This is a genomic window from Campylobacter concisus (genome assembly GCF_002913225.1).
In the GTDB taxonomy this organism is placed as follows: domain Bacteria; phylum Campylobacterota; class Campylobacteria; order Campylobacterales; family Campylobacteraceae; genus Campylobacter_A; species Campylobacter_A concisus_J.
Map to the genome: position 1 here is coordinate 21,442 of NZ_PPAW01000040.1, position 24,657 is coordinate 46,098.

23 protein-coding genes and 1 tRNA gene are annotated in these 24,657 nt (G+C 43.3%); 19 read left to right on the plus strand and 5 right to left on the minus strand.

Going from position 1 to position 24,657, the window contains the following annotated elements; all coding sequences use genetic code 11:
* Positions 1-124 precede the first annotated feature (124 nt).
* The 10 genes from CYP26_RS06605 to CYP26_RS06645 all read left to right on the plus strand — a co-directional run bounded on the left by CYP26_RS06605 (position 125) and on the right by CYP26_RS06645 (position 8,951).
* Positions 125-991, plus strand: a complete 867-nt coding sequence (locus tag CYP26_RS06605; RefSeq protein WP_103630840.1) for an AraC family transcriptional regulator — start codon at positions 125-127, stop codon at positions 989-991.
* Positions 992-1,219: 228 nt separating this feature from the next.
* Positions 1,220-2,068 carry an aldo/keto reductase gene (locus tag CYP26_RS06610; protein ID WP_103630841.1) on the plus strand — a complete coding sequence of 283 codons (849 nt, stop codon included), beginning with the start codon at positions 1,220-1,222 and terminating at the stop codon, positions 2,066-2,068.
* A 10-nt stretch (positions 2,069-2,078) separates the two neighbouring features.
* Positions 2,079-3,200 carry an alpha/beta hydrolase gene (locus CYP26_RS06615; RefSeq protein WP_258031440.1) on the plus strand — a complete coding sequence of 374 codons (1,122 nt, stop codon included), beginning with the start codon at positions 2,079-2,081 and terminating at the stop codon, positions 3,198-3,200.
* Positions 3,201-3,294: 94 nt separating this feature from the next.
* On the plus strand, positions 3,295-3,960 hold the full coding sequence (locus tag CYP26_RS06620) for a carboxymuconolactone decarboxylase family protein (protein WP_103630842.1): 666 nt from the start codon (positions 3,295-3,297) through the stop codon (positions 3,958-3,960).
* 79 nt (positions 3,961-4,039) lie between these two features.
* Positions 4,040-4,915, plus strand: coding sequence for an alpha/beta hydrolase (locus tag CYP26_RS06625; RefSeq protein ID WP_103630843.1), 876 nt, complete (start codon positions 4,040-4,042; stop codon positions 4,913-4,915).
* Positions 4,916-4,931: 16 nt separating this feature from the next.
* Complete coding sequence (locus CYP26_RS06630; protein ID WP_103630844.1) at positions 4,932-5,501, plus strand: flavodoxin; 570 nt, start codon at positions 4,932-4,934, stop codon at positions 5,499-5,501.
* Positions 5,502-5,618: 117 nt separating this feature from the next.
* On the plus strand, positions 5,619-6,725 hold the full coding sequence (locus CYP26_RS06635) for a carboxylesterase/lipase family protein (protein ID WP_219809006.1): 1,107 nt from the start codon (positions 5,619-5,621) through the stop codon (positions 6,723-6,725).
* The gene (locus tag CYP26_RS10360) at positions 6,698-7,279 is read left to right on the plus strand and encodes a carboxylesterase family protein (RefSeq protein ID WP_219809007.1); all 582 of its coding nucleotides are present in this window, start codon (positions 6,698-6,700) and stop codon (positions 7,277-7,279) included. Before CYP26_RS06635 ends, CYP26_RS10360 begins: the two co-directional genes overlap by 28 nt.
* Positions 7,280-7,301: 22 nt before the next feature.
* Positions 7,302-8,411 carry an alpha/beta hydrolase gene (locus CYP26_RS06640; protein WP_103630845.1) on the plus strand — a complete coding sequence of 370 codons (1,110 nt, stop codon included), beginning with the start codon at positions 7,302-7,304 and terminating at the stop codon, positions 8,409-8,411.
* Positions 8,412-8,621: 210 nt separating this feature from the next.
* Positions 8,622-8,951, plus strand: coding sequence for a cupin domain-containing protein (locus CYP26_RS06645; protein ID WP_258031442.1), 330 nt, complete (start codon positions 8,622-8,624; stop codon positions 8,949-8,951).
* A 384-nt stretch (positions 8,952-9,335) separates the two neighbouring features.
* Here the strand turns inward: CYP26_RS06645 and CYP26_RS06650 are convergent.
* Together CYP26_RS06650 and yedE are read right to left on the minus strand one after the other, a co-directional pair.
* A tRNA-Met gene (locus CYP26_RS06650) sits at positions 9,336-9,412 on the minus strand.
* Between the two features lie 116 nt (positions 9,413-9,528).
* Positions 9,529-10,587 carry a YedE family putative selenium transporter gene (gene yedE, locus CYP26_RS06655; RefSeq protein WP_103630846.1) on the minus strand — a complete coding sequence of 353 codons (1,059 nt, stop codon included), beginning with the start codon at positions 10,585-10,587 and terminating at the stop codon, positions 9,529-9,531.
* A gap of 135 nt (positions 10,588-10,722) precedes the next feature.
* On the opposite strand from yedE, the gene CYP26_RS06660 reads away from it, so the two are divergent.
* Complete coding sequence (locus CYP26_RS06660; protein ID WP_103630847.1) at positions 10,723-11,922, plus strand: molybdopterin molybdotransferase MoeA; 1,200 nt, start codon at positions 10,723-10,725, stop codon at positions 11,920-11,922.
* A 72-nt stretch (positions 11,923-11,994) separates the two neighbouring features.
* Here CYP26_RS06660 and CYP26_RS06665 read toward each other — a convergent pair whose 3' ends face one another.
* Positions 11,995-13,056, minus strand: a complete 1,062-nt coding sequence (locus CYP26_RS06665) for a TRAP transporter substrate-binding protein (protein ID WP_021093548.1) — start codon at positions 13,054-13,056, stop codon at positions 11,995-11,997.
* Between the two features lie 92 nt (positions 13,057-13,148).
* Between CYP26_RS06665 and pyk the strand changes: the two genes are divergently transcribed.
* On the plus strand, positions 13,149-14,600 hold the full coding sequence (gene pyk, locus CYP26_RS06670; protein WP_103630848.1) for a pyruvate kinase: 1,452 nt from the start codon (positions 13,149-13,151) through the stop codon (positions 14,598-14,600).
* 270 nt (positions 14,601-14,870) lie between these two features.
* Here pyk and CYP26_RS06675 read toward each other — a convergent pair whose 3' ends face one another.
* Together CYP26_RS06675 and dnaJ are read right to left on the minus strand one after the other, a co-directional pair.
* Positions 14,871-16,463, minus strand: a complete 1,593-nt coding sequence (locus tag CYP26_RS06675) for a methyl-accepting chemotaxis protein (protein ID WP_103630849.1) — start codon at positions 16,461-16,463, stop codon at positions 14,871-14,873.
* Between the two features lie 160 nt (positions 16,464-16,623).
* Entirely contained in the window at positions 16,624-17,766 is a 1,143-nt protein-coding gene (gene dnaJ, locus CYP26_RS06680) for a molecular chaperone DnaJ (protein WP_103596171.1), read from the minus strand.
* 123 nt (positions 17,767-17,889) lie between these two features.
* Between dnaJ and CYP26_RS06685 the strand changes: the two genes are divergently transcribed.
* The 7 genes from CYP26_RS06685 to trpA all read left to right on the plus strand — a co-directional run bounded on the left by CYP26_RS06685 (position 17,890) and on the right by trpA (position 24,598).
* The gene (locus tag CYP26_RS06685) at positions 17,890-18,561 is read left to right on the plus strand and encodes a response regulator transcription factor (RefSeq protein ID WP_009294394.1); all 672 of its coding nucleotides are present in this window, start codon (positions 17,890-17,892) and stop codon (positions 18,559-18,561) included.
* Positions 18,558-19,814 carry an ArsS family sensor histidine kinase gene (locus CYP26_RS06690; RefSeq protein ID WP_103630850.1) on the plus strand — a complete coding sequence of 419 codons (1,257 nt, stop codon included), beginning with the start codon at positions 18,558-18,560 and terminating at the stop codon, positions 19,812-19,814. The genes CYP26_RS06685 and CYP26_RS06690 overlap by 4 nt, the downstream gene beginning before the upstream one ends.
* Entirely contained in the window at positions 19,811-20,383 is a 573-nt protein-coding gene (gene recR, locus CYP26_RS06695; protein WP_009294391.1) for a recombination mediator RecR, read from the plus strand. The genes CYP26_RS06690 and recR overlap by 4 nt, the downstream gene beginning before the upstream one ends.
* An 83-nt stretch (positions 20,384-20,466) precedes the next feature.
* Entirely contained in the window at positions 20,467-22,071 is a 1,605-nt protein-coding gene (gene trpD, locus CYP26_RS06700) for an anthranilate phosphoribosyltransferase (RefSeq protein WP_103630851.1), read from the plus strand.
* A complete protein-coding gene (locus CYP26_RS06705; RefSeq protein ID WP_103630852.1) occupies positions 22,071-22,685 on the plus strand; it encodes a phosphoribosylanthranilate isomerase in 615 nt (204 codons plus the stop codon). Before trpD ends, CYP26_RS06705 begins: the two co-directional genes overlap by 1 nt.
* Positions 22,675-23,856: a tryptophan synthase subunit beta gene (gene trpB / locus CYP26_RS06710; protein WP_103630853.1), complete on the plus strand. Its 1,182-nt coding sequence runs from the start codon at positions 22,675-22,677 to the stop codon at positions 23,854-23,856. The genes CYP26_RS06705 and trpB overlap by 11 nt, the downstream gene beginning before the upstream one ends.
* Positions 23,849-24,598, plus strand: coding sequence for a tryptophan synthase subunit alpha (trpA, locus tag CYP26_RS06715; protein WP_103630854.1), 750 nt, complete (start codon positions 23,849-23,851; stop codon positions 24,596-24,598). Before trpB ends, trpA begins: the two co-directional genes overlap by 8 nt.
* Positions 24,599-24,657 lie beyond the last annotated feature (59 nt).

Sequence of the window (24,657 nt, forward strand, 5' to 3'; positions counted from 1 at the left end):
TAAAAGGCAAGATGTATAGTAGAGGTGAGATGGAGATGTAGTTAAAGGAGTTTTGGGTGCTTGGGCGTAAAAATAGTCTAATTTTGAAATTTTTGCTAAAATTTAAAAAAATCAAGGAGGCACAATGAGCAAGATAGATGAAATTTGCAAGTATTTGGACGCTAAATTTAGCTCAGACGGCAAGATACAAAGCGATATAAAGGAGCTATTTATCTACCGAGCAAGCGTGCCGACCGAGTTTTTAAGCGGCGTTTACGAGCCGGCGCTTTGTATGGTTTTTAAAGGCTCAAAACTGGCCAAAGTCGGTAATGATTTTTACGAGTACGATGAGCAACGCTATCTGCTAGCCGCTACGCATATCCCCGCCGTTGCAAAGATCAAAGGCTGCCCGTATCTAGCCATAAAGATCAACTTTGAGCTAGAAGATATCTTGGGCGTGATCGAGAGTATAGGCGGCGCCGAGAGCAAAAAGGGCGAGTTTGCAGGGCTGGCTCTTGGAGCGGTAGATGATGAGCTGCTTGAAGCCGTATTTAAATTTATCCGTTTGCTAGAGCGTCCAAACGATGCTAAATTTTTAGCAAAGCTCGCGATAAAGGAAATTTTATACATACTCTTAAAGGGCGAAAACGGCGATTTCCTAAGCCAATACGCAATGCTAGAAACCATAGAAAACCGCGTTACGCGCGCTGCCAAAGAGATAAAATCAAACTACACCGAGGCGATAAATATCGAAAATTTAGCCAAAAAGCTCGGCATCAGCGCATCGTCGCTCTATCATAACTTCAAGCGTATTACGGCGCTTAGTCCGCTTCAGTTTCAAAAAAAGATCCGTCTCGAAAAGGCAAAAAATCTCTTGATAAATCAAAATTTAGACGCCGCAGAGGCTGCATTTGCCGTCGGTTACGCGAGCCCGTCGCAGTTTAATAGAGAGTACTCCAAGATGTTTGGCATGCCTCCTAAGGCGCACGTCTTAGCCATAACGGGCGCTTAAATTTAGTGCGAGCAGACCTTCTGTCTCTTTCGTTGATTTTATCTTCTAAGCCTCTTTTATCTAAATTTACATTTTTGACCCACCATAACTACAAATTTTGATCTAAATTTTGCATTTTTTATAACATTTGCAGAAATAGGCAATGATTTTGTAGGATCGTTCTACCTCCTTTTTTTAAAAACCGCTATAATCATTTCAGTTTAAAAATAAAAATTGCAGGGAGCAAAAATGCAGTATTTAACCTTAAACGACGGCAACAAAATGCCGATTTTAGGCTACGGAGTCTATCAGGTGGAGTCTGCGGAGGCTCAAAGATGTGTTGAGGATGCAATTAGCGTGGGCTACCGCCTCATTGACACTGCGCAGTCTTATCGCAACGAAGATGGTGTTGGCGCGGCGGTTAAAACGGCGATAGCCGGTGGCGTGAAACGCGAGGAGCTTTTTATCACCACAAAGCTTTGGGTGAGCGACGTAAGCGAGGATAGAGCGCTAAAAGCCTTTGATGCGTCGATGAAAAAGCTAGGGCTTGATTATCTCGATCTGTATCTCATCCATCAGCCATATAGCGACATCTACGGCGCGTGGCGAGCGATGAGTAGGCTTAAAAAAGAGGGTCGCATCCGCTCTATCGGCGTTAGCAACTTCTACGCCGATCGGATCGTCGATCTGTGCGAAAACAGCGGCGTCATCCCTGCGGTAAATCAGCTTGAGTGTCATCCATTTTTTCAGCGTGAAGCGTTAAAGCGCGTGCTTGATGGCTACGGCATAGCGTTTGAGTCGTGGGCTAGCTTCGCCGAGGGTAAAAACGATATATTTAAAAACGCCGTACTAAGCGGTATCGGTGAAAAATACGGCAAAAGTTCGGCTCAAGTTATTTTGCGCTGGTTAATTCAGCGCGGCATCGTCGTCATTCCAAAAAGCGTTAAAATCGAGCGAATGAAGCAAAATTTCGACATTTTTGATTTTACGCTTGCGCCTGATGATATGGCTGCTATCGCTGCGCTGGATACAGGCAAGACGCTATTTTTCGATCACCGCGACCCGCAATGGGTCAAAAGACTAAATAACTATAAATAAGGAGCAAGCGATGAAAAAACGCGATTTTATGAAAATTTCAGTAGAAGGAGCAGTAGCTATGAGCAGTTTAAACGCAAAAGAAAACAATGCTGGCGAGAGGGTAGAAAAACTCAAAGTCCCATTCGCCAACCCGAGCAAAGAGGCTGCCGCAAATGCGGCTAAAAATCCGTTCGGCCTGGTTTACGGCGACGCGATAAGCAAAAACGAGGAGGGCAAGGTAAATTTGACGCCGGTAAGTTATAAATCTCGCGGCTTAGATATCGCGGCCAACGTCTATACGCCCGCAAATTTTGATCCTAACAAGAGTTACGCGGCCATCGTCGTGGCGCATCCAAACGGCGGTGTGAAGGAGCAGGTAGCGGGTCTTTATGCGCAGCGCCTAGCGGAGCTTGGCTACGTCGCGATCGCCTTTGACGCGGCTTATCAGGGCGCTAGCGGGGGCATGCCGCGCAACGTCGATACGCCTGCAAACAGGATCGAGGATATCCGCGTGGCAGCCGATTTTTTGCTTAAATTTAAAGGCGTAGATCGCGACCGTATCGGAGTGCTAGGCATCTGCGGAGGCGGCGGATATACGCTAAAAGCCGCGCAGACTGATAAAATTTTCAAAGCCGTGGCGACGCTAAGTGCTTTTGATAGCGGACTAGCTAGGCGAAACGGCTTTTTGGATGCGCAAATTTCGACTATCCAGCAACGACTAAAAGACGCTAGCGACGCACGCGCCAAAGAGGTGCTAACGGGCGAGGTTGAATACGTGCCGGATCCAAATTTAACCGACGAGGAGATAGCCAAAATCACCAACGATCTTTACCGCGAGGGGCTAAAATACTACCACCGCACGCACGCGCATCCAAACTCCACCTTCGCCTACACCAAAAGTAGTCTGCTAGATCTCATGAACTTCGACGCTGCGAGCAATATGGATCTAATCAATCAGCCGCTTTTGATGATGGTAGGCTCCAAAGCCGACAGCGCCTATATGAGCGAGCGAGCTTTCGCGGGCGCTAGCGGTACGCAGAAGAAGGAGTACTTTAAGATAGACGGAGCGCTACATATTGACACTTACTATAAGCCAGAATATGTGGACGTCGTGATGAAAAAGCTAGCCCAGTTTTACGGAGAAAATTTGTAAAAACGAATAAAACAAATGGTATGCGGTAAAAATTTTTAGAATTGTTTTAGCTATTTTATTCGCTTTAAATTTAAGCTCGGCAAAGGAGCAAGCGATGATAAATTTTAACGAGCTTCCGCACGCGGCAAAGCTTAGCGGGGTGCTTAGCAACAAACAGCTAGCGCTCGTTAGCTTGGCTGCTTATGCGGCGGCTGGCGATGCGGACAAACTAAAAGTCGCGCTGCAAAATGCCCTAAAGGCGGGACTTAGCGTGAGCCAGATCAAAGAGGCGCTGTCGCATCAAAGCGCCTACATCGGCTTTCCGATGGGTTTAAACGGGCTGATCGTTTTTAATAATCTCATAAAAGAGCGCGAGGCGGCGGGCATCAAAGACGAGGCCGGCAAGGACGCGACGCCTACGCCGGCGGATACCGACTTTTACGAGCGAGGCAAACAGACTTTGATGTATCTAACGGGTAGAGACGTAGCCTCCGTAAATGCCGTATTTTTCGAGGCTCCCGCAGCCGATTACGGGCTTAAAGCCTATCTTTTCGGCTATCTTTTTAGCAGAGACATCATCGACTTCGTCGAGCGCGAGATCGTCACGGCCTCCACGCTAGTAGCGCTAAATAACGTAAATATGCAGCTAAAATCGCATCTTGGAATATTAAAAAATTTAGGCGTCACGGGCGAGCAGTTCGAGAGGATTTTTAAAATTTTAGGTGAATGCGTAGGCGAAGTAAAATCGCAAAACGCAAGAGATGCCCTAAAAAGTCTTTAGCGGTTTTTGGTTATAGAGGTCAAATTTGAAAAAGTTTTTGATTTCGGCGCTATTTGCGGCAGCGTTAGCGGGAGGGCAAATGAACGATAATTTTACAAAAGAGAGCAAAATTTCAGACGTCGTCCATGATGCGGCGTTTGGTGATTACGGCAGGCTGCTTTTTCCTACAGATGCTGGTTACTTTAGCGGCGGTAGGCTCGGCGAGCTAAATTTGACGTGGTACGAGCATATCGATGCCGATAAAACGGTTGAAATTTTAAACTATCTAAAAGATCGCGCCAAAGCCGGCAAGCAGGTATTTTACGATATTTACTCAAATACCGAAAAAGCCGCCGATCCACGCAAAAATGATACTGGGCTTTTTTATTTTAAAGGCGAGCGGGGCAAGCCGTTTGCAGTGGTGGTCGCCGGAGGCGGCTTTGCCTATGTGGGCGCGATGCATGATAGTTTCCCGCACGCGCTTGAGCTTTCTAAAAAGGGCTACAACGCCTTTGCGTTGATCTACCGCCCGGGCGCTAGGAGCGGGGCGCAAGACCTTGCTCGTGCGATTAGCTTTATTTTTGAGCACGCAAAGGAGCTTGAGGTGGGAGTGGAGTTTTATTCGCTGTGGGGCGGCTCGGCCGGAGCTAGGCTTGCGGCGATGCTGGGAAGCTACGGCACGCAGGCTTTTGAGCAGGGCTCGCATCCGCGACCTGCAGCCGTGATAATGCAATATACGGGCTATTCGGATTTTACGCGAAACGATCCGCCGACCTTTGCCGTCGTTGGCGAAAACGACTGGATCGCAAGCCCAGGCGTGATGGAGAGACGGATACGAAATTTAGCCGCTACGGGCGTTAAAACGCAGTTTCGTAGCTACGCAAATTTAGGTCATGGATTTGGCTTAGGCACCGGCACGGCAGCACAGGGCTGGCTAGATGAGGCGGTCAAATTTTGGCAAGAACAGATGAGATGAAAGAAAGGAAAATAAAATGAAAAAATTAAGCAAAATAATGGCTACAGCGCTTGTTATGTGCTCCTTCGCGGCGAGCGAAAGTGCAGCAGGAAATATAAAATTTGAGCCCCAAAAGACGCTCGTAGTCTATTTTTCAGCAGGCGGCAATACGGCTAGAGCGGCAAATTTAATAGCACAAAATTTAGGTGCTAAGATAGTTGAACTAAAGCCCGTGCAGCCCTACACGAACGCTGATCTAAACTACAACGATCCAAAAAGTCGCGTTAGTCGAGAGCATGATGATACGTCGCTTAGGAAAGTGCCTTTAGCTAACGCTAAAATCGAAGGCTGGGAGAGCTACGAGGCTATTTTCGTGGGCTATCCGATCTGGTGGCACGATGCTGCGTGGCCGATCGACGAGTTTATAAAAAATAACGATTTTAGCGGCAAAAAGGTGATCCCATTTTGCACCGTTTTTAGCTCGGGACTAGAAAATAGCGATAAAAATTTAGCCAAAATGGCGGGAAGCGGCGAGTGGCTAGCAGGAAAGTCTTTTGGCGAGAGAGCAAGCGAAAAAGAGATAAAAGAGTGGCTTGCGAAATTTTAGGCGATCTGAGCGCTATTTTGATTTATTTTTAAATTTTAGTTTCCTAATTTGGAAAACCTTGCGCTTTAGCGTTGTTTGTTACAATAAGACCATACCTTAATCTTACGGGAGGATGTCATGAAACCAAATTTATCAACCAAATTTGCACGAACGGCATTGCTAACTATAGCTTTGGGCTTTATAGCGCCAGCGTTAGCGAGTCAAGATCCGATCCAAGCCGGTAGCGACATCGCTGTAGTTCATACTCAAGCTGGTAAAATTCAAGGCTATATCCATAACGATATTTTGACCTACAAAGGCATCGCGTATGCCATGGCTGAGCGTTTTATGCCGCCGCAGAAAGTGGCAAAATGGCAGGGCGTAAAAATGGCTTTAACTTACGGCGATGTATGTCCGCAAGTTCCGATGGGCGGACGTTCGTTTTTCTTTACCGGCCCGGAAATGACGCAGAGCGAGCAGTGCTTAAATTTAAATATATGGGCGCCGAAGAATGATGGCAAAAAACGTGCGGTAATGGTATGGATTCACGGAGGAGGATTTCAGTCTGGAGCGTCTAACGATCTACATAGCTATGACGGAGAAAATTTGGCCCGCTCGGGCGATGTGGTAGTGGTTTCTGTTAATCACCGCTTGAATGCGATGGGGCATTTGGATCTATCCGCTTACGGCGAGCAGTACAAATACTCGGCAAATTTAGGCGTACAAGATTTGGTGGCTTCACTGGAGTGGGTTAAAGAAAACATTGATAAATTCGGCGGAGATCCGGCAAACGTTACTATTTTTGGCGAAAGCGGAGGCGGAGCAAAAGTGCTTACGTTAATGGGAACGCCGGCAGCCAAAGGTTTATTTAGCAAAGCGATCGTCGAAAGTGGCGCAGTAGAAAAAATGGGAATGACGCTCACCTCTCCTAAAGCAGGCAGGCGCGTAGCAGAGCTAACGCTTGCAAATTTGAGCGTAAAACCAACCGCGCTTGAGAAGCTCAAAGTGTTTACACCAGCGCAAATTAACGAGGCGGCAAATAAAGCTCTAAAGCAAACGGCCCAGGAACAAAAACTTACGCCTCTTCGCGGACAAGGCTATGGTTTATCGTGGGCACCGACAATGGACGGCGATTATATCCCGCAAGAGCCTGTAGGCGAAAAATATCCAGAATTATCAAAAGATATTCCGCTCTTGATCGGTTCAAATTTAACAGAATGGGAGAGAGCTTCCCGCTGCAACTAGATTTAGCCAATACACAAAAAGATAACCGCTTTACATGGAGCGACTCACAAGTGGAGGAAAAGCTAAAAGCAAAATATGGCAATAAGACCGCCAAGGTCATAGAGGCATTCCGTGAAGCCTATCCAAAACGCCGTTTGGCCGATGCGCTCTATGTGGATAGTTTTCTGCGTGCTCCGGCATTAAAAACTGCGAGTTTAAAAGCTGATCAGCACGCTGCGCCGGTGTATAACTACATATTTAGCTGGGATACTCCCGTGTTTAACGGCGTACCGATGAGCTATCATACCGCAGAAATCGCCTTTGTCTTTAACAATATCGATAAAATGGAACAAGCCACGGGTGGCGGCAAAGAGGCGCGCGAGTTGGCGAAAAAAATGAGCACGGCTTGGGTAAATTTTGCCAAAACAGGCAATCCAAACGGCGGCGATTTGCCGCAATGGGACGCTTATACTCGCGAAAACGGCAATGTGATGATATTTGATAACGAAATCAAGATCAAACAACATCACGATGCGAAGTTGCAGCGTTTATTGGCTCCGGAAATGAAATTTTAAGAGATCATAAAAAGGATAAACCATGAAAAAATTTACAAAACTTTCCATATTTTTAATCGCTTATGGGCTAGCCGTGCAAACTTACGCAGCGCCGCTTTCCATCGAAGAGCAAGGCAGCTTTGCCGTGGGTGGTTCGATAAAAACCAGCAAAGGCATTTACAACCCCTTTCCGGACACTGTAAAAGGCAAAGAAAGCAATAGCTTTATGGATGTCTATGAAGCATCTATCCAAGCGGGCGGGCAAACCTTACACGGCGATCATGCAACCGTTTTTTATCAAATTCCAAGTAGCCCCCGCAAGTATCCGCTTGTGTTTTTACATGGCGCAGGGCAATCAATGCGAACATGGCAAACTACCCCGGACGGCAGAGAAGGTTTTCAAAATATCTTTTTACGCAGGCAATTTTCTGTTTATTTAGTAGATCAACCGCGCCGCGGGCAATCCGGACAAAGTACGGTAGAAGGTAAAATTTCTGCAACGCCTGACGATCAGTTCTGGTTTGCTCAATTTCGCATAGGCACCTACCCAAATTTCAATAAAGGCGTGGCATTCCCGCAAGATAAAAACTCGCTAGATCAGCTCTTTCGTCAGATGACACCAAACACGGGAGCGTTTGACGGCGCGGTAATCAGCGATAGCATGAGTAAACTCTTTGATCGCATCGGCGATGGCGTGCTCGTCACTCACTCGCAAGGCGGTATTGTTGGTTGGCTAGCCGGAATGAAAAATCCGCATATCAAAGGCATTATCTCTTTTGAGCCCGGCAACTTTCCATTTCCGGAAGGTGAAATTCCTGCAAATATCACTAGCAAATTTGGCGATATCAAACCTGCTATGGCAAGTAAAGCGGATTTCGACAAGCTTACCAAAATGCCGATTTTGATCTATTTTGGCGATTTTATCAGCGATAAGCCGTCCGATAATCAAGGCGAAGATCAATGGCGAATCCGCTTGTCGCTCGCTAAACAATGGGCAGAGGTCGTAAACAAACACGGCGGCGACGCGACTGTGGTGGAGCTACCTAAAATAGGCATCAAAGGCAATACGCACTTTATATTTTCGGATCTAAACAATATAGAGGTGGCTGATCATATGGAAAATTGGTTAAAACAAAAAAGGCTGGGCAGATAAATTTAAAATTATAGCTAGCGACGATGGTGCGTGCGTTAAATTTAAGCCTGTAGCAGTGCGATCAAAGTATAAAATTATGCAGCACGCTCAAATTTTAGTTAGAAAAGACGGGCTCGCAGTTTATGATAAGGTGAGCGATAAAATTTTTGCAGTCTGAATACCGCGCTACTTTTTGCTGCGACGCCTTATGCAAATGCAGGCGCTGCGCTGGTGCATTTTCCGCGCGGAGTTCGCACGGCGTGGCATACGCATCCTGCGGGGCAAAATTTAATAGTAACGCAGGGTAAAATTTACACCGGTACCGCGGACGGAATCGTGCAAATCGCTCGTCCTGGCGACGTAGTGCTTTGTCCACCGGGCGTCAAACACTGGCACGGAGCCGGTGGGTTGCATGAAGATGGCGAATACATCGCGGTAACCTTTGAAAAGGACGGCAAAAACGTAACGAGACTGGAGCGTCTAAGTTTTTATATTTTTCTTTTGCCTAGACAAAGAAAAATATCGGCCGTCTGCCAAGACCTTACAGCAAACTCAATTTGAGTTTGCTAAGTAAGTATTATCATACATACTATGAAAAAATTACTTGATGCTTGTATATTGATAGATGATATTATTTTATGAGTGTGTCAAGAAGGAAAAATGGTTTCTTGGTAACTTAAAATAAAATAAATATTTTTTTAATATTAAAATTTATTTTTAATATTTACTTAAATAATAGATATAATGAGTTGGTTTTTTTATAATTTCCGCATAAGCTCAAATGGTTTTTGGTGTCTTGGTAAAATTTTACAAAAAACGTGTTAAAATTACTGCGAGCTTAAAAATTTGCTACATAAAATTTTATTTTGCTACAAATATTAAGCTATATTTTATGAAAGGTGACTGCAATATAATATTGTAGAAACATTGTAGTTTAGGTATTTATGGTGTCAAAGGGGAGACTTGAACTCCCGACCTCCGGCTTATGAGACCAGCGCTCTAACCAGCTGAGCTACTTTGACAACTTAAAATAAGTTTTGGATTATACAACCTAAGAACTTATTTTTAGCTAAAATTTATCTCACATAAATTTTATATATAAAAAAGCAAATTTGACTGCAAAGGCAGCCAAATTTATTTAAGCTTTTTTAGTGAAAAATCCAACGTAAATAGCGTAGATAAAGCCGATCACTACGGCATACGGAGCAAAAGGTGTGATGCCAGCTCCTGAGCTTGCAAGCACGAAGTTATGACTTATAGCAGCTCCAGCTCCCATGCCTAAAACAAATACTGCTGAGCTTAAATTTCCAGCTCCCATCTGCACTAGATGTTTGCCAGGGCAGCCGTAGCTTAGACTAAAACAAAGGCCAGCGAGCGTCATACCCAAGAAATTCCAAAGCATATCATTGTGAGCGATAGGTTGAGCTTCAAAGCCAAATTTGTATTGATTTAGCACTAAATTCGTGATGCTTGCGCAGATGATGATAGAGATGACGCCATAAAACATCGAAAAGTCACGCTCGAAAATTTTGCTTATTGCGCCAACTGAGCAAAATTTACTTCTTTGCATAAATGCGCCGATGATGATGGCACAAATAAGCGAGATAAATAAATTTGCATGCTGTGAGCCTGGACCTTTTTCTGAGCTAAATAATGCGCCATTTTCACCAAGTTTTAGCCCAAAGATAAGTGCCATCAAAAGCAAAACCGCAATGATCAGTGGCAAAAATCCTATCGCCTTTGTAGTGATTTCACTCTCTGGCAAAACGTAGCCGTTTTTCTTAAAAGTTCGTCCCACAAAGACTCCAGCAAATAGGCCAACAACGCCAGCAATAGCGGTCATGTCTCCGCCTCCAAGGCGCAAAAACGCCCTCCAAGGGCAGCCTAAAAATATGAGGCAGCCTATCATCGCAAACACGCCTAGAAAAAACCTAGAAAATGCCGCACTACCAGATACTGGAGTGAAATTTCTACTCCAAAGCATGCTAGCTAGAAAGCCTCCGATGATAAGCCCTAAAATTTCAGGCCTTAGATACTGCACGACTTTTGCCTGGTGAAAGCCAAGCGCGCCCATGCTATCTCGTAAAAAGCAAGCCGCGCAAACGCCCATGTTTGCTGGGTTGCCAAAATGAACGAGCACCGGAGCAAGTATGCCAAGGCTCGCACCTGCGATGATGTAAAGCAATGTTTTGTTCATGTAAATTCCTGTGTAAGGGTAAAACCAGACCGGTTTCTTAAACGATATTTTAATAATCATTAAATAAAACAAAGATTAATTTTTTTAAGAGCAAAGTGGATAAAATATGCAAAAATTTCATAAAAAGGATAAATGATGAAAGATTTTATGAGCTATGCAGATAGTCTGAAAATTCTAAAAGACACGATAAATGCGTGGGAGAAGGTCGAAAAAGTAGCGATCACAGATGCGCTTGATAGAAATATCGCCTATGATGTCACAGCCGCTGAAAACTACCCAGCAAAGCCAGTTTCGGCGATGGACGGCTACGCTTTTGCCTTTAAAGAGGGCTTAAGCGAGCTTGAACTCATCACTGATCTGCCAGCAGGTAGCGACAAAGGGCTAGTTATAGAGGGCAGTAAATGCGTCAAAACCTTCACTGGCTCGCTAATGAGCGAAGGCACTGACACTCTTGTGCCAGTCGAAAACGTCGAGGTTAGCGGCTCAAAAATAATCATCAAAAAGAGTGTGCCAAAGGGCTTTGCTGTGCGTGAAGTAGGGGAAAGCTACAAAAAAGGCGAAATTTTAATAAAAAAAGGCACACGCCTAACATACTCTGAGATCGCTCTTCTTGCCGAGCTTGGCGTCTTTCACGTAAGCGTCTTTATCCGCCCAAGAGTGGCGATACTAGCAACTGGCAGCGAGATAAAAGACCTTGGCGAGCCACTAGAAAACCCAGCGCAAATTCACAGCTCAAACCACGTGGGCATCGCTATGCAGATACGTAAAATGGGCGCAGAGCCGATCCTTTGCGAGATCGTAAGAGATAAGGCCGAGCTTGTCGAAAAAGCGATCATAAATGCGCTAAAATCAGCCGATATCTTGGTGACGACTGGCGGTATCAGCATGGGAGATTATGACTTCGTAAAGGGCGCTTTAAATGAAAATTTTAGCCTCATCATCGAGGGCGCTGCGATAAAACCAGGCCGCCACATCAGAGTGGCAAAGTCAGGTGACAAATATATCTTTGCGCTGCCGGGATTTCCGTACTCGGCTATGGTTATGTGCGTGCTATATGTAAGAGTGCTTATAAACACTTGGTTTAGCCAAGAAGAGCCAAAGATCACGGCGATAATGGACGAAGACTACAAAAAACGCTCGCCATTTTTGGAATTTACAGCGGTAAATTTAGAAAACAGAGATGGCAAAATTTTTGTAAATTTAAACGGCAAAAAGCTAGGTAGCTCAGCGATCGTAAACAACCTAACAAACGAAGCGGCACTGCTTATCATCCCTAAAGAGACGGAATTTATCGCAAAAGGCGAAGTGGTTGAAGTCTTAAAGATGCCTTGCTAAGGGTAAATTTAAATTTGCCAGAGTTGCTTTGGCAAATTTAGATTAAAAAGCAGGGAGAGCTCCCTGCTGTGGTTATTTCTCTTCGTTTGTTTTGATGTAAGCGTAGTCAGAAATTTTAGTCCACTCTCTTGCTTTTTTGAGGAAAGCTCTTTGAGACTCGACGATCTCTTTAAATAGTGGATCTTTTGCGCTCTCTTCATCAAGTAGCTCGTTTGTAGCCTTTTTAAGAGCTGCGATGACCTCTGGTGGGAAAGATTTTACTTGGATGTCTGGGTACTCAGCCTTCATCTTGTCCCAGTACTCTACGTTTGCGTAAAATACCTTAGTATTCACATCTCTTGCCACCTCAGCAGCAGCCGCTTCAAAGATCGCTTTTAGATCATCTGGAAGTTTTTCATACGCATTTTTGTTGAAGAAAAACTGAGTTTCGCCATCTGGCTCTTGCCAGCCTGTGTAGTAGTATTTTGCCACTTTGTGAAAGCCAAGTGCCATGTCGTAAGCTGGGCTAACCCACTCTACCGCATCGATCGTGCCCATCTCAAGAGCCATGTAAAGCTCACCAGTTGGGATAGTGTTGATATTTGCGCCAAGTTTAGCGTAAATTTCACCGCCAAAGCCTGGAATTCTGATCTTTAAGCCTTTGATATCATCAACTGACTTGATCTCTTTTTTAAACCAGCCGCCCATTTGCATGCCAGTGTTGCCAGCTCTAAAAATTTTGATGTTATATGGGTCAAAAACTTTCGCCTCTAGCTCTTTGCCTCCGCCAAATTCATACCAAGCTGTTTGCTCATCGGTATTCATCATAAATGGTGTCGCTGTAAAGAACATTGTCTTAGGATCTTTGCCCTTGTAGTAGTAACTAGCTGTGTAGCCGATATCGTATTGACCGCTCTTTGCAAAGTCAAGCATCGCAAAAGGTGACTTGTGCTTTGACGGGTAGTCGATCCTGATCTCGATGCGGCCGTTACTCATCTTTTCGACCTTATCTTTTAGCTCTTTTGGCACGTCACCAAGCACTGGCATAGTGCTCTCCCATGAGCTTGCAAGCTTGAGCTTATAGACTTTGTCATCTCCCATGGCAGCGCAAGCAAGAGCTGCTAGGCCAAGAGATGCTAATAAAAATTTATTCATACTCTCTCCTTTAAAAATTTTGCATATTATACAAAAAATTTACATTATTAAATTGTGTTATAATCGCAAAAATCAAATTACAGGGCATAAAAATGATAAAAAAGACGAAAATTGTAGCGACTTTAGGGCCAGCAAGTGACAACGAAGAGACGATGGAGGCGATGGTTAAAGCAGGTGTTAATGTTTTTCGTTTAAATTTTAGCCACGGAACACACGAATACCACAAATCAAACATCGACAAGATCAGAAACATCGAAAAAAGACTAAACAAACGCATAGGCATCTTGCAAGATATCTGCGGTCCAAAGATCAGAGTTGGCAAACTTAGCGAGCCATTTTACTTGCAAGCTGGCGACGAGCTAAGCATCTACGCAGAGGATATCGTGGGCGAAAAGATCGAAAAGGGCGTTTATAGAGTGAGCCTAAATCAGCCTCAAATTTTACCTATGCTAAAGACTGGCGAGTACGTCTATCTCTACGATGGCTCAATCAGAGCAAGAGTTACAGGAGAAGGCAAAGATGTCGTAAAAACCATCATCGAAAATGACGGAATTTTAAACTCAAACAAAGGGGTAAATTTCCCAAATACCACCCTTGGTATCGATATCATCACGCCAAAAGATAAAGAGGATATGGAATTTGGCGCAAAGCAGGGCGTAAATTTCGTCGCTATTAGCTTCGTACAAGACGCAAATGACGTGATAAAAGCGAGAAATATCTTAAAAGAATTTGGATCACGTGCGGCTATCTTGTCTAAGATCGAGAAATTTGACGCGGTTGAAAACATAGACGACATCATCGCAAAGAGCGACGGTATCATGGTAGCTCGTGGCGATCTTGGCATAGAAGTGCCATTTTACAAGGTGCCAACCATACAAAAGCTCATCATCAAAAAGGCAAATGCAGCCAGCAAGCCAGTCATCACAGCAACGCAGATGATGCTAAGCATGGCAGAGCATGAAACTGCCACAAGAGCGGAGATCAGCGACGTGGCAAACGCCGTGCTAGACGGCACTGACGCAGTTATGCTAAGTGAGGAGAGTGCGATCGGCAAAAACCCAGTCGCAGTCGTAGAGGCGATGAGCAAAACAATCATCCAGACGCAAAGCATCTATCCATACAATAAATTTGACGAATTTGACTTTTTTGACGAGACTGACATGGTCGCAAATAGCGCAGCATCGCTAGCCGTGCGTATCAAGGCAAATGCGATACTCTCTATCACAGGCTCTGGCAAATCAGCAATAAAACTAGCTAGAAACCGCACAAACATCGACATCATCGCCATCGCGCACGACGAGCAGACAGCTCACATGCTTACCCTTGCTTGGGGCGTGACGCCAGCGCTAGTGCTTGAAAAGACAAAGCTAAATGTCCTACTTACAAATGTCATCAAAAAGGCTTACGACGCTGGATACGTCGAGCATGACAAGACCTATCTCGTCACAGCTGGTCACCCAACAGGAGTAGAGGGCAGCACAAACCTCATACGTATCATCAGACGCGACCAGCTTGATTATTACTTAGACCTTGCAAGCGAGTAAATTTATAGATTTTTAGTGCCTGATATTTTGGCACTAAAATTTCTTTTAAATTTATACGCTTTTATGCACTTGCCTTAATTTATATTTCTACGTTTTTGCCACCAAATTTTGAAGTGTGATATGCTGGATCTAAATTTGAAATTTAAACTATGTGCTTTAAAATAAAACTACTACTTTTTTGTTTTTTGCAAATTTTAAAACTTTCACTCACTCGCAAGAATTGACTACTAAAATTTGGCTTCGCTTATCGCTTAGTTCAAATTTTGAATTTTAAACCTTAAATTTACTTAGATCCTTCTCAAGTGTCATTGAAGCATTTTTTAAATTTTCAACGACTTGCATAAGACTATTTGAAATTTCTTCATTTCTATCAGAAAGTGTCACAAGGCTATCCATTTCGTCTAATAGTTTTTCTAGGCTTTCACCTATCTCGATAGCTTTATGCTCAACATCGTTTGACATTTCTATAGATTTTAATGTCCGCTCTTTAGTGCTCTCGGCTTTGTTCATTAGGCTATTTGCATCAGTGCTTAACGTTACGATACTAGCCGCATTAGCATTTAGATCTTTACTAAGCTTGTTTATGCTTTCTACTATTTTTTTAGTGATAGAGCCTATCTCGTCAAGAGAATTTTCTGACTTCTCTGCTAGAGTGCGTATCTCTTCTGCTACCACGGCAAAGCCACGCCCATTCTCTCCTGCTCGTGCAGCTTCTATGCCTGCATTTAAAGCAAGGAGATTTGTTTGGTCTGATACATCTTGTATCATCTCCAAAACTTTACGTATCTCTTCTGTTTGAGTTACTACTGATTTTATACCATAAACCATCTCTTGTTCTTTTGAACTTGCGGTATTTACTTTTGAAACCACGTCTTTTAGATTTGTTATCATCTCTTCAAGCTCAATATAAGATTCTTTATTTGATGACGATGCTTGTATTGAGATATTCTTTGATATTTCTAGAGTTTTGCCAACACTTTTTGTCAATTCATTTGAGGTTTTAGCCTGTTTTTTATCTTCTTTTGAAGATTCAAATAGATTTTTAGCACTTTGTCCTAGGTCTTTAGTCTGCATTTCTACATTATGTGCTATGTCCTTGACTGTTTTTATAGTATCTTGGGTCTTTTCGATAAATTTATTTACATCGTGGCATACTTGTCCGATTTCGTCATTACTTTTTACTTGTATCCTTGCGGTTAGATCACCCTCGCCCTGTGATAGATCTTTTGTTTTTTTGGACAGTTCAGAAATAGGCTTACCTACTATGCTTCGAAGCATTAAGAGCACAACTACGGTAGTGATTAGCAAAGCAAGGACAAATGTGGCTATAAATATATTTCTTTTTTCGCTAAGATCTTCATCTATCCATTGGTAAGAATACGTTAAATCCATTACTCCCAATACATCACCTTCTTTAGCATTTGCATGGCAAGTAATGCATTCGTTTTTGGCTTTAAATGGCCTAATTAGTCGTAAAAAATGTCCATTATCATTTTCGATATTTAAATTTAAATCTTTTGGGTTATTGAATTGATCAGCTATAATTTGATCTTTTATATTTAATTGTTCTAAGCCAAATATCTCACTAACGCTATTAGCGCGGTAGATGTCTATTGTATTTACACCATTTATCTTAGCTGCTTCTTGTATGGATTTATTTATCATCGCAGAATCGCCAGAGTTCATTGTAGCTTGGATAGTTTGAGCTATTGACAAGCTTAACATATTTAGATTTTCTTCACTTAAATTTAAAGTAGTATCTTTGAACTCTTTGCTTATGATGGACTGTATTATGGCAAAGCTGACAAATAAGACTAAAATCATACTTATAGCTATTTTTTTGCTGACCGTATTTTTCTTCATAATTCCTCCTATTACATTATGATTAAGACTATTAAATAATTGAAAAGTGTGATTATAACTTATTAAATTAAGTTATAGAATTATTAATGCTTTATATACAAAATTATTTGTTATTTATGTTTAGATTTGTGACGCCAAATTTAACGTCACAAATTTAAATTTATTTTTTCTTTTTGCCTTTTGGCTCGTCGCCTTTAAACCAGCTTTTTATCTTATCAAAGACGCTCTCATCGGTGCTTGACTTGCCTGAAACTATGCCAAAGCTAGCTTGAAGCTTGTTTAAAAGCTCTTTTTGCTCGTCGCTTAGTTTATCAGGTGTTTGGATAGAAATTTGAGCTACAAGTCTACCTTTTTTGCGTGAATTTACACCCTTGATGCCCTCGTTTTCAAAGATAAATTGCTGCTTATCTTTCGCGCCAACTGGCAGTTTTAACTCGGCTTCACCGCGAAGTGTTGGGATTTTTATGCTCTCGCCAAGAACGGCTTGGGTAAAAAATACTGGAATTTCTATATAAACATCGTCATTGTGGCGGATGAAGTGCTTGTCCTCTTTTACGTTTATGCTCACGTAAAGATCGCCTTGAACGCCGTTTGCACCGATGTTGCCTTTGCCAGCGACCCTCATCCTCATGCCACTATCAACGCCCTCTGGGATCGTGATCTTGACACTTTGTTGCTGGATTTTATAGGCTTTTGCGTTGCAATCAGGACATGGCTCGCTTATCACTTCGCCAGATCCGTGGCAGTATGGGCACTCTTGAACGATATTCATAAAGCCATTTCCACGTGTGATCCTGCCACTTCCGCCGCAGTGCTGGCAAGTTTTGTTTTTGCCATCTTTGCTGCCTGTTGCGTTGCATGTTGGGCAAGGCACTTTTTGATCAAATTTGATCTCTTTTTCGCAGCCAAAAACAGCTTCGTTAAACTCTAAATTTATAGGAATTTCAAGATCGGCTGAGTATTTTTCGCTTCGTCTTTTTCTCTGTCTAGAGCCACCGCCAAAACCGCCACCAAAAAACGAGTCAAAAATGTCTGAAAGGTCAAAATCAGCGCTAAAGCCACCGCCACTGCCAAATCTACCCTCAAGCCCTTCTTTGCCGTATCTGTCGTAGATTGAGCGCTTTTGCTCATCGCTTAAGACCTGATAGGCTTCGTTTATCTGTTTAAATTTCTGCTCAGCCTCTTTGTCGCCAGCATTTCTGTCTGGGTGGTATTTTAAAGCGAGCTTTCTAAAGGCTTTTTTTATCTCGTCGCCACTTGCATTTCTTGAAATTTCAAGGATCTCGTAATAATCAAACTCCACATTTTTCCTTGTTTATTAAGCTTATTTTAAATGTGAGATTTTATCCAAAAAAGTTTAAATTTAAAAAAAAATTTACATTTTTGCCGTATAATCTCTACTATTTTTCAATGAAAAGGATGATTTATGATTAACGTTTTAATGATAGAAGACGATCCAGAATTTGCACAAATTTTATCTGAATATCTTGATAGCTTTAATATAAAAGTGACTAATTTTGAAGACCCATATCTAGGCCTTAGCGCAGGGATAAAAAACTATGACCTGCTCATACTTGACCTTACTTTACCAGGCATAGACGGCCTTGAGGTTTGCAAAGAAATTCGTCAAAAATACGACATCCCTATCATCATAAGCTCAGCTCGCAGTGACATCAGTGACAAGGTCGTTGGACTTCAGCTTGGAGCGGATGATTATTTGCCAAAACCATACGATCCAAAAGAGATGTATGCTCGTATCACAAGTCTTATTAGAAGATATAAAAAGACAAACGAAGTTCAAGAAGAGGTCGTTGATAGCGCATTTAGGATAGACGACAAGCGCCATGAAATTTACTTTAATAATGAAGCCCTTGCTCTAACACCTGCTGAGTATGAAATTTTAACCTATCTCATCAAACAGCACAGCTTTTCAGTATCAAGAGAGCAGCTAGTTTATAACTGCAAGAGCCTAAAAGACAAGGACTCAAAGAGCCTAGATGTCATCATCGGACGCCTTAGAACAAAGATTGGCGATAGCTCAAAAGCGCCAAAACATATATTTTCAGTTAGAGGCATAGGATATAAGCTTATCGGATGAAATACTCCATAACCACCAAGATAACTATCATCTTTGCCATCGCTTTCTCGCTGATGTGCTTGCTTTTTGTGACATTTGCAAACATTCAGCAAGAAAGTGCGCTTGAGAAGCTAAAAGATAAGCAAATAAGCGCCATGAACTATCTTGTGGCGCTTTACGAGCGTGGCAATCCTCCAAGAGATTTGGAGCACTACTTTAAAAATTTCAACCTAGAATACGTCGGCAATAAAAATTTAGCCACCTCAGTTACTACAAGCGGAAACGCCATTTTTACACAGCACACGCCTCTTGGCATGATGCAGTCGGTTAATTACAAAGGCGATTTGTACCTGCTTATCAAAAATCCATCTTTTCAGCTGCTACTTGAGAGTAACGACGCAAGACACGTAAATGACCCGCTTTGGGTGGCATTTTTGATCATCTCGGCTCTGCTCATATCGCTTTATGTCTCCGTGCTTAGAAGCCTTTTACCGCTTAGAAGACTTAGCAAAGATATCAGAAAATTTGCCAGCGGAAACATGGAGATGGCGATGACTGCTAGGCTAAATGAAAACGAGCAAGACGAGATCGGGCAGGTCGCTGTTGAATTTGACAACGCCGTTTGCAAGATCAGAGAGCTCATCCGCTCAAGGCAGCTATTTTTACGAGCGATCATGCATGAGCTAAAGACGCCTATTGGCAAGGGTAGGATCGTCTCTGAGATGGTGGCAAACGACACTCAAAAGATGAGGCTCATAAACGTTTTTGAGCGCCTCGAGATGCTTATAAATGAATTTAGCAAGGTCGAGCAGCTCCTTTCAAAAAGCTACGCGCTAAACTATCAAGAGTGCCATTTCTCGCTCATTTTAGAGCAGGTGCAAGATATGCTCATGCTTGATAAATTTGATGAGCGAGTGAGCTGTGATATCAGGGACGACGTCATATTAAGAGTGGATTTTCAGCTTTTTAGTTTGGCGATTAAAAATTTGATAGATAATGCCCTAAAATACGCAGAGGACAAGAAAGCTATTTTGATCTGCGATAGCGAATTTATAGCGGTTAAAAATTTAGGCAAAAAGCTAAATCACCCGATTGATTACTACAAACAAGCCTTTGTTAGGGGCGACAAGGTGAGTGCGGGAAGCGGGATGGGGCTTGGACTTTACATCATCGAGCAAATTTGCCAGATGCAAAAATTTGAGCTTGCTTACGACTACGAAGACGGCTATCACGTCTTTAAAATTTTACTTCGAGCAAAGGCAAAACGCGCATGAAAAGGGGCTTAGAGAAATTTAATGAGCTAACTGAGTCATTTGCCAAGCTGCCAGGTGTCGGTAAAAAATCAGCCGCGAGATTTGCCTACTTTGTCTGCATGCAAGATAGCTTTGCAGGGCTAAGGCTCGCGCAAAATATCGAAGATGCGGTAAGGTTTATCAAGCGCTGTGAGCGTTGTGGTGGGCTAAGCGAAAATGAAATTTGCGACATTTGCAGCGACGAGAGCAGGGACAGCGAGGTCATCTTGCTAGTTGAGAGCCCAAAAGATATCTTGGTTTTTGAGCAAAATGGCATCTACAACGGTCTTTACTTCGTGCTTGACGAGATCGACGAGGACGCCATAGAGAGGCTGCGAAGCGCTATCAAGCAAAATGGCTCAAAAGAGGTCGTCTTTGCCTTTACGCCGGGGTTAAATTCAGACGCGCTCATGCTTTACGTCGAGGATAAGCTTGGCATGAGTGAAATTTCATTTAGCAAGATCGCTCAGGGCGTGCCAACTGGCGTAAATTTAGAAAATGTCGATATGCTCTCACTCCTAAAAGCCTACGAGAGCCGCACAAAAGCCTAATTAAAATTTCTTTTAGTTATAATCTCACCTAAATTTATAATATTTAGTCCGCGCAGCCGCCGCTAAATTTAAAAGGATAGAGATTGATTTTACTTATAGATAACTACGATAGTTTTGTCTTCAACGTCGAGCAGTACGTAAAAGAGCTCACCAGCGAAGAGGTTAGATGCGTTAGAAACGACAAGATAACGCTTGAAGAGATCAAAAAACTAAACCCAAGTAAGATCATCCTAAGCCCAGGGCCAAAACACCCAAAAGATAGCGGAGTTTGCTTAGAAATTTTGCAGGCCAACCTTGGCGTGCCAGTGCTTGGCATTTGCCTTGGACACCAAGCCATAGGGCTTAGTTTTGGTGCAAAGATAAAAAGACTAGATGACCCGCTTCACGGCAAGACCTCGTTCATCGACGTGAAAAACAAAGAGCCACTTTTTGCTGGGCTGCCTGAGCACTTTGAGGTTATGCGCTACCACTCGCTTTATGTCGATGAGCTCCCAGCTAGCTTAAGCGCTGATGCGGTGAGCGATGATGGCGTAGTTATGGCACTTAGCGTTAAAGATAAGCCGATCTTTGGCATCCAGTTTCACCCTGAGAGCTACTTCACGCAATACGGCAAAAAGATAGTTGAAAATTTTGTAAATTACAAGGCAAAAGAAGAGGCTAAAGAGCCTAAAGTCCGCTCACTTAAGCCATATCTTATCAAGCTTCAAGAAAACATCCCGCTTGATGATAGCGACTTTGAGCAAATTTGCGAGATAATAGCTAGCAAAGAGTACGAGATCGTGCAGCTCTCAGCCCTTTTGGTGCTTATTAGCGAAAAGAGCCTCTATCCAAAAAGCCTCGCTGCACTTGCAAAAAATATCCTAAAATACTCGCAAACTTACCGCGATGATACGCCTATGATCGATCTTTGCGGCACTGGCGGCGATGGCTTTAAGACGATAAATATCTCAACTACTGTGGCATTTATCCTTGCAAGCCTTGACATAAAGGTCGCAAAACACGGCAACAAGGCAGTTTCAAGCAAGTCAGGCAGCTCTGATGTGCTTGAAATTTTAGGCGTAAAAAGTGAAAAATCACTGGCAAAACAGCGTGAAAATTTAGCTAGTAAAAATTTAGCCTTTTTCCATGCGCCATTTTTCCACCCGCTAGTTGGTGAGGTGAGAGAAGTGCGCCAAAGACTTGGTATAAGAACCGTATTTAACGTGCTTGGACCGCTTTTAAATCCAAATTTAAACCTTACAAACCAGCTAGTTGGCGTCTATCATAAGCCTGTTCTAAAGCTCTACGCCCAGACGCTTAAAATCCTTGGTAGAAAGCACGCTTTGGTCGTCCGCGGCGATGACGGACTTGATGAAATCACGCTTTGTAGCGAAACAAGCGTTGTGGAGCTAAAAAATGGCGAAATTTTTGAATACAGCATCACGCCAGAGCAGTTTGGCTTTAAAAGAGCGCTTCACAGCGATATAGAGGGCGGCACACCTGAAGAAAACGCCAAAACCTTGATCCGCACGCTAAAAGGCGAGGAGCAGGGGGCGAAATTTGACATCGTGGTCTTTAATGCGATGTTTGCACTCTACGCGGCTGATGGCGCAAAGAGCCCAGACGAGGCCAAAAAAATGGTGCTTGAAGTGATAAAAAGCGGCAGGGCATATAAATTTTATGAAGAGTTTATAAAGGCGCAGGCGTAATGGCGCTAGTTAAAATTTGTGGTATCAAAACCCTAGATGAGGCAAGTGCGGTTTGCGCTTTGGATGTTGATTTTATCGGGCTGATATTTGCCAAAAGTAAAAGAAAGGTCGAGCTAAATTTAGCTAGGCAGATAGCGAAATTTGCTCATAGCAAGGGCAAAAAAGTAGTTGGTGTTTTTGCTGAGCAAAGCGACTGCGAGATAATGGAAATTTGCCAGTTTGCAGGGCTTGACGTGGCTCAGGTGCACGGAGTAATCAGTGAAAATTTGCATGCAAATTTAAAAGACATGGGGCTTGAGATCTGGCAGGTTTTTAACGTGAAAGATAGCTTGCCAGAGATTGATTTTAAGCATTTTGACATGGCGCTTTTTGATTGCAAGGGCGAAAATGCCGGCGGAAACGGCACTAGCTTTGAGTGGGAAATTTTAAAAGAGGTCAAGTTTAAATTTGGCATGGCTGGAGGCATAGGCGAGCACAACATAAAAGAGGCGCTGAAATTTAAGCCATATCTAGTCGATATCAACTCCAAAGTCGAGGACGAAAACGGCATAAAAGATGCGCAAAAGATAGAGAGAATTTTAAAGATCATAGGTGAGGTAGAAGATGAACACTAAAGCATATTTTGGAAAATTTGGCGGGCAGTTCGTGCCTGAGACGGTGATGTTTGCCCTTGATGAGCTAGAAAATGCTTATGATAGCATCGCAAAGACAAAAGAGTTTAAAGACGAGCTTAATGATCTTTTGAAAAACTACGTTGGCAGGCCTAGCCCGCTCTTTTTTGCAAAGCGCTTAAGCGAGCACTACGGACATGAAATTTACCTAAAAAGAGAGGATCTAAACCACACAGGCGCACATAAGATAAATAACGCTCTTGCTCAAGCGCTACTTGCTAAAAAAATGGGTAAGAAGAAAATTTTAGCTGAGACTGGAGCTGGTCAGCACGGCGTGGCAACGGCAACTGCAGCGGCACTTTTGGGCTTGGAGTGTGACGTCTATATGGGTGCAACTGACGTGGCTAGACAGCAGCTAAATGCCTTTCGCATGCAGCTTCTTGGCGCAAAAGTAGTTAGCGTAGAAGATGGGCTAAAAACGCTAAAAGAGGCGACTACGGCGGCTATTCAGGCGTGGGTAAATGAGATAGAGAGCGCATTTTACGTCATCGGCTCAGCCGTTGGCCCACACCCATATCCAAAGATCGTGCGTGACTTTCAAAGCATCATCGGCACAGAGGCCAAAGCCCAGCTTGCAGACTACGGCAAAAAGGCCGACTACGTCATCGCATGTGTTGGCGGCGGCAGTAATGCTATTGGCATTTTTAGTGCGTTTTTGGACGATGAGAGCGTAAATTTAGTAGGTATCGAAGCTGGCGGCCTTGGCGTAGATACGCCTTATCACGCTGCTACGCTTACTAAAGGAAAAACAGGCATCATCCACGGCATGAAAACGACCGTTTTACAAGATGAATACGGCATGATCTCGCCAGTGCATAGTATCTCAGCAGGTCTTGACTACCCAGGCATCGGCCCAGAGCACGCCCACCTAAACGACATCAAAAGGGTAAGATACGAAGCCGTAACGGACGATGAGTGCATAAATGCCTTGTATTTTCTAAGTAAGATGGAGGGCATCATCCCAGCCATCGAGAGCGCGCACGCGGTGGCATATTTGGAGAAACTTTGCCCAAAACTTGATAAAAAAAGCGTCATCGTCGTAAATATCTCAGGCAGGGGCGATAAGGACATAAACACAGTTATCGGCTACGAAAAAGGAAAAATTTATGGATAAGATCAAAAGCGCATTTAACGGTAAAAAGGCAAACATCGGCTACATCGTGGCTGGATATCCAAGTCTAGAAAAAACTAAGGAATTTTTAGAAAATTTGAACGAGAGCACACTTGATCTGCTTGAGATCAGTATCCCATACTCTGACCCGCTGGCTGATGGCAAACTCATCGCGCAAGCTAGCTTTGAGACAGCTCAAAGTGGCGTAAATACAGACGTTGTCTTTGATATGCTTGAAGGCTGCAAGGCAAAAGTGACAAAGCCACTTGTTTTTCTGGTTTATTACAACATCATCTTTGCTTATGGTGTTGATAAATTTCTAAAAAGATCACGTGAAGCCGGAGTTAGCGGCTTTATCGTGCCTGATCTGCCTTGTGAGGAGTGCGAGGAGTTTGCTCTAAAGTGCAAGGAGCTAAATTTATGCCTTGTGCCACTTATAAGTGTCACCTCTGGGGGCAGGGCGGATGAGATATTAAAATTTGGCTCAGGATTTATCTACGTGCTAGGTGCTATCGGCGTTAGCGGTTCAAAAAGAGCCGATGAAGATAGGATAAAAAATTTAGTCCTAGAGCTTAAGAAAAAGAGCGATCTGCCAGTGGCTGTGGGCTTTGGCATCAAAAATAAAGATGATGTTAGCGAAGTGAAAAAATATGCTGACGCTGCGATCATAGGCACGCAAATAGTCAAGCTTTGCGCTAAATTTAGCGCAAAAGAGCTAGTTAAAGAGGTCGATAAACTCTTTTAAAATGCTTAATAAATTTATAGCTAATTTAGTAAAGCCAAAGTATAATTAACGCGCATTTC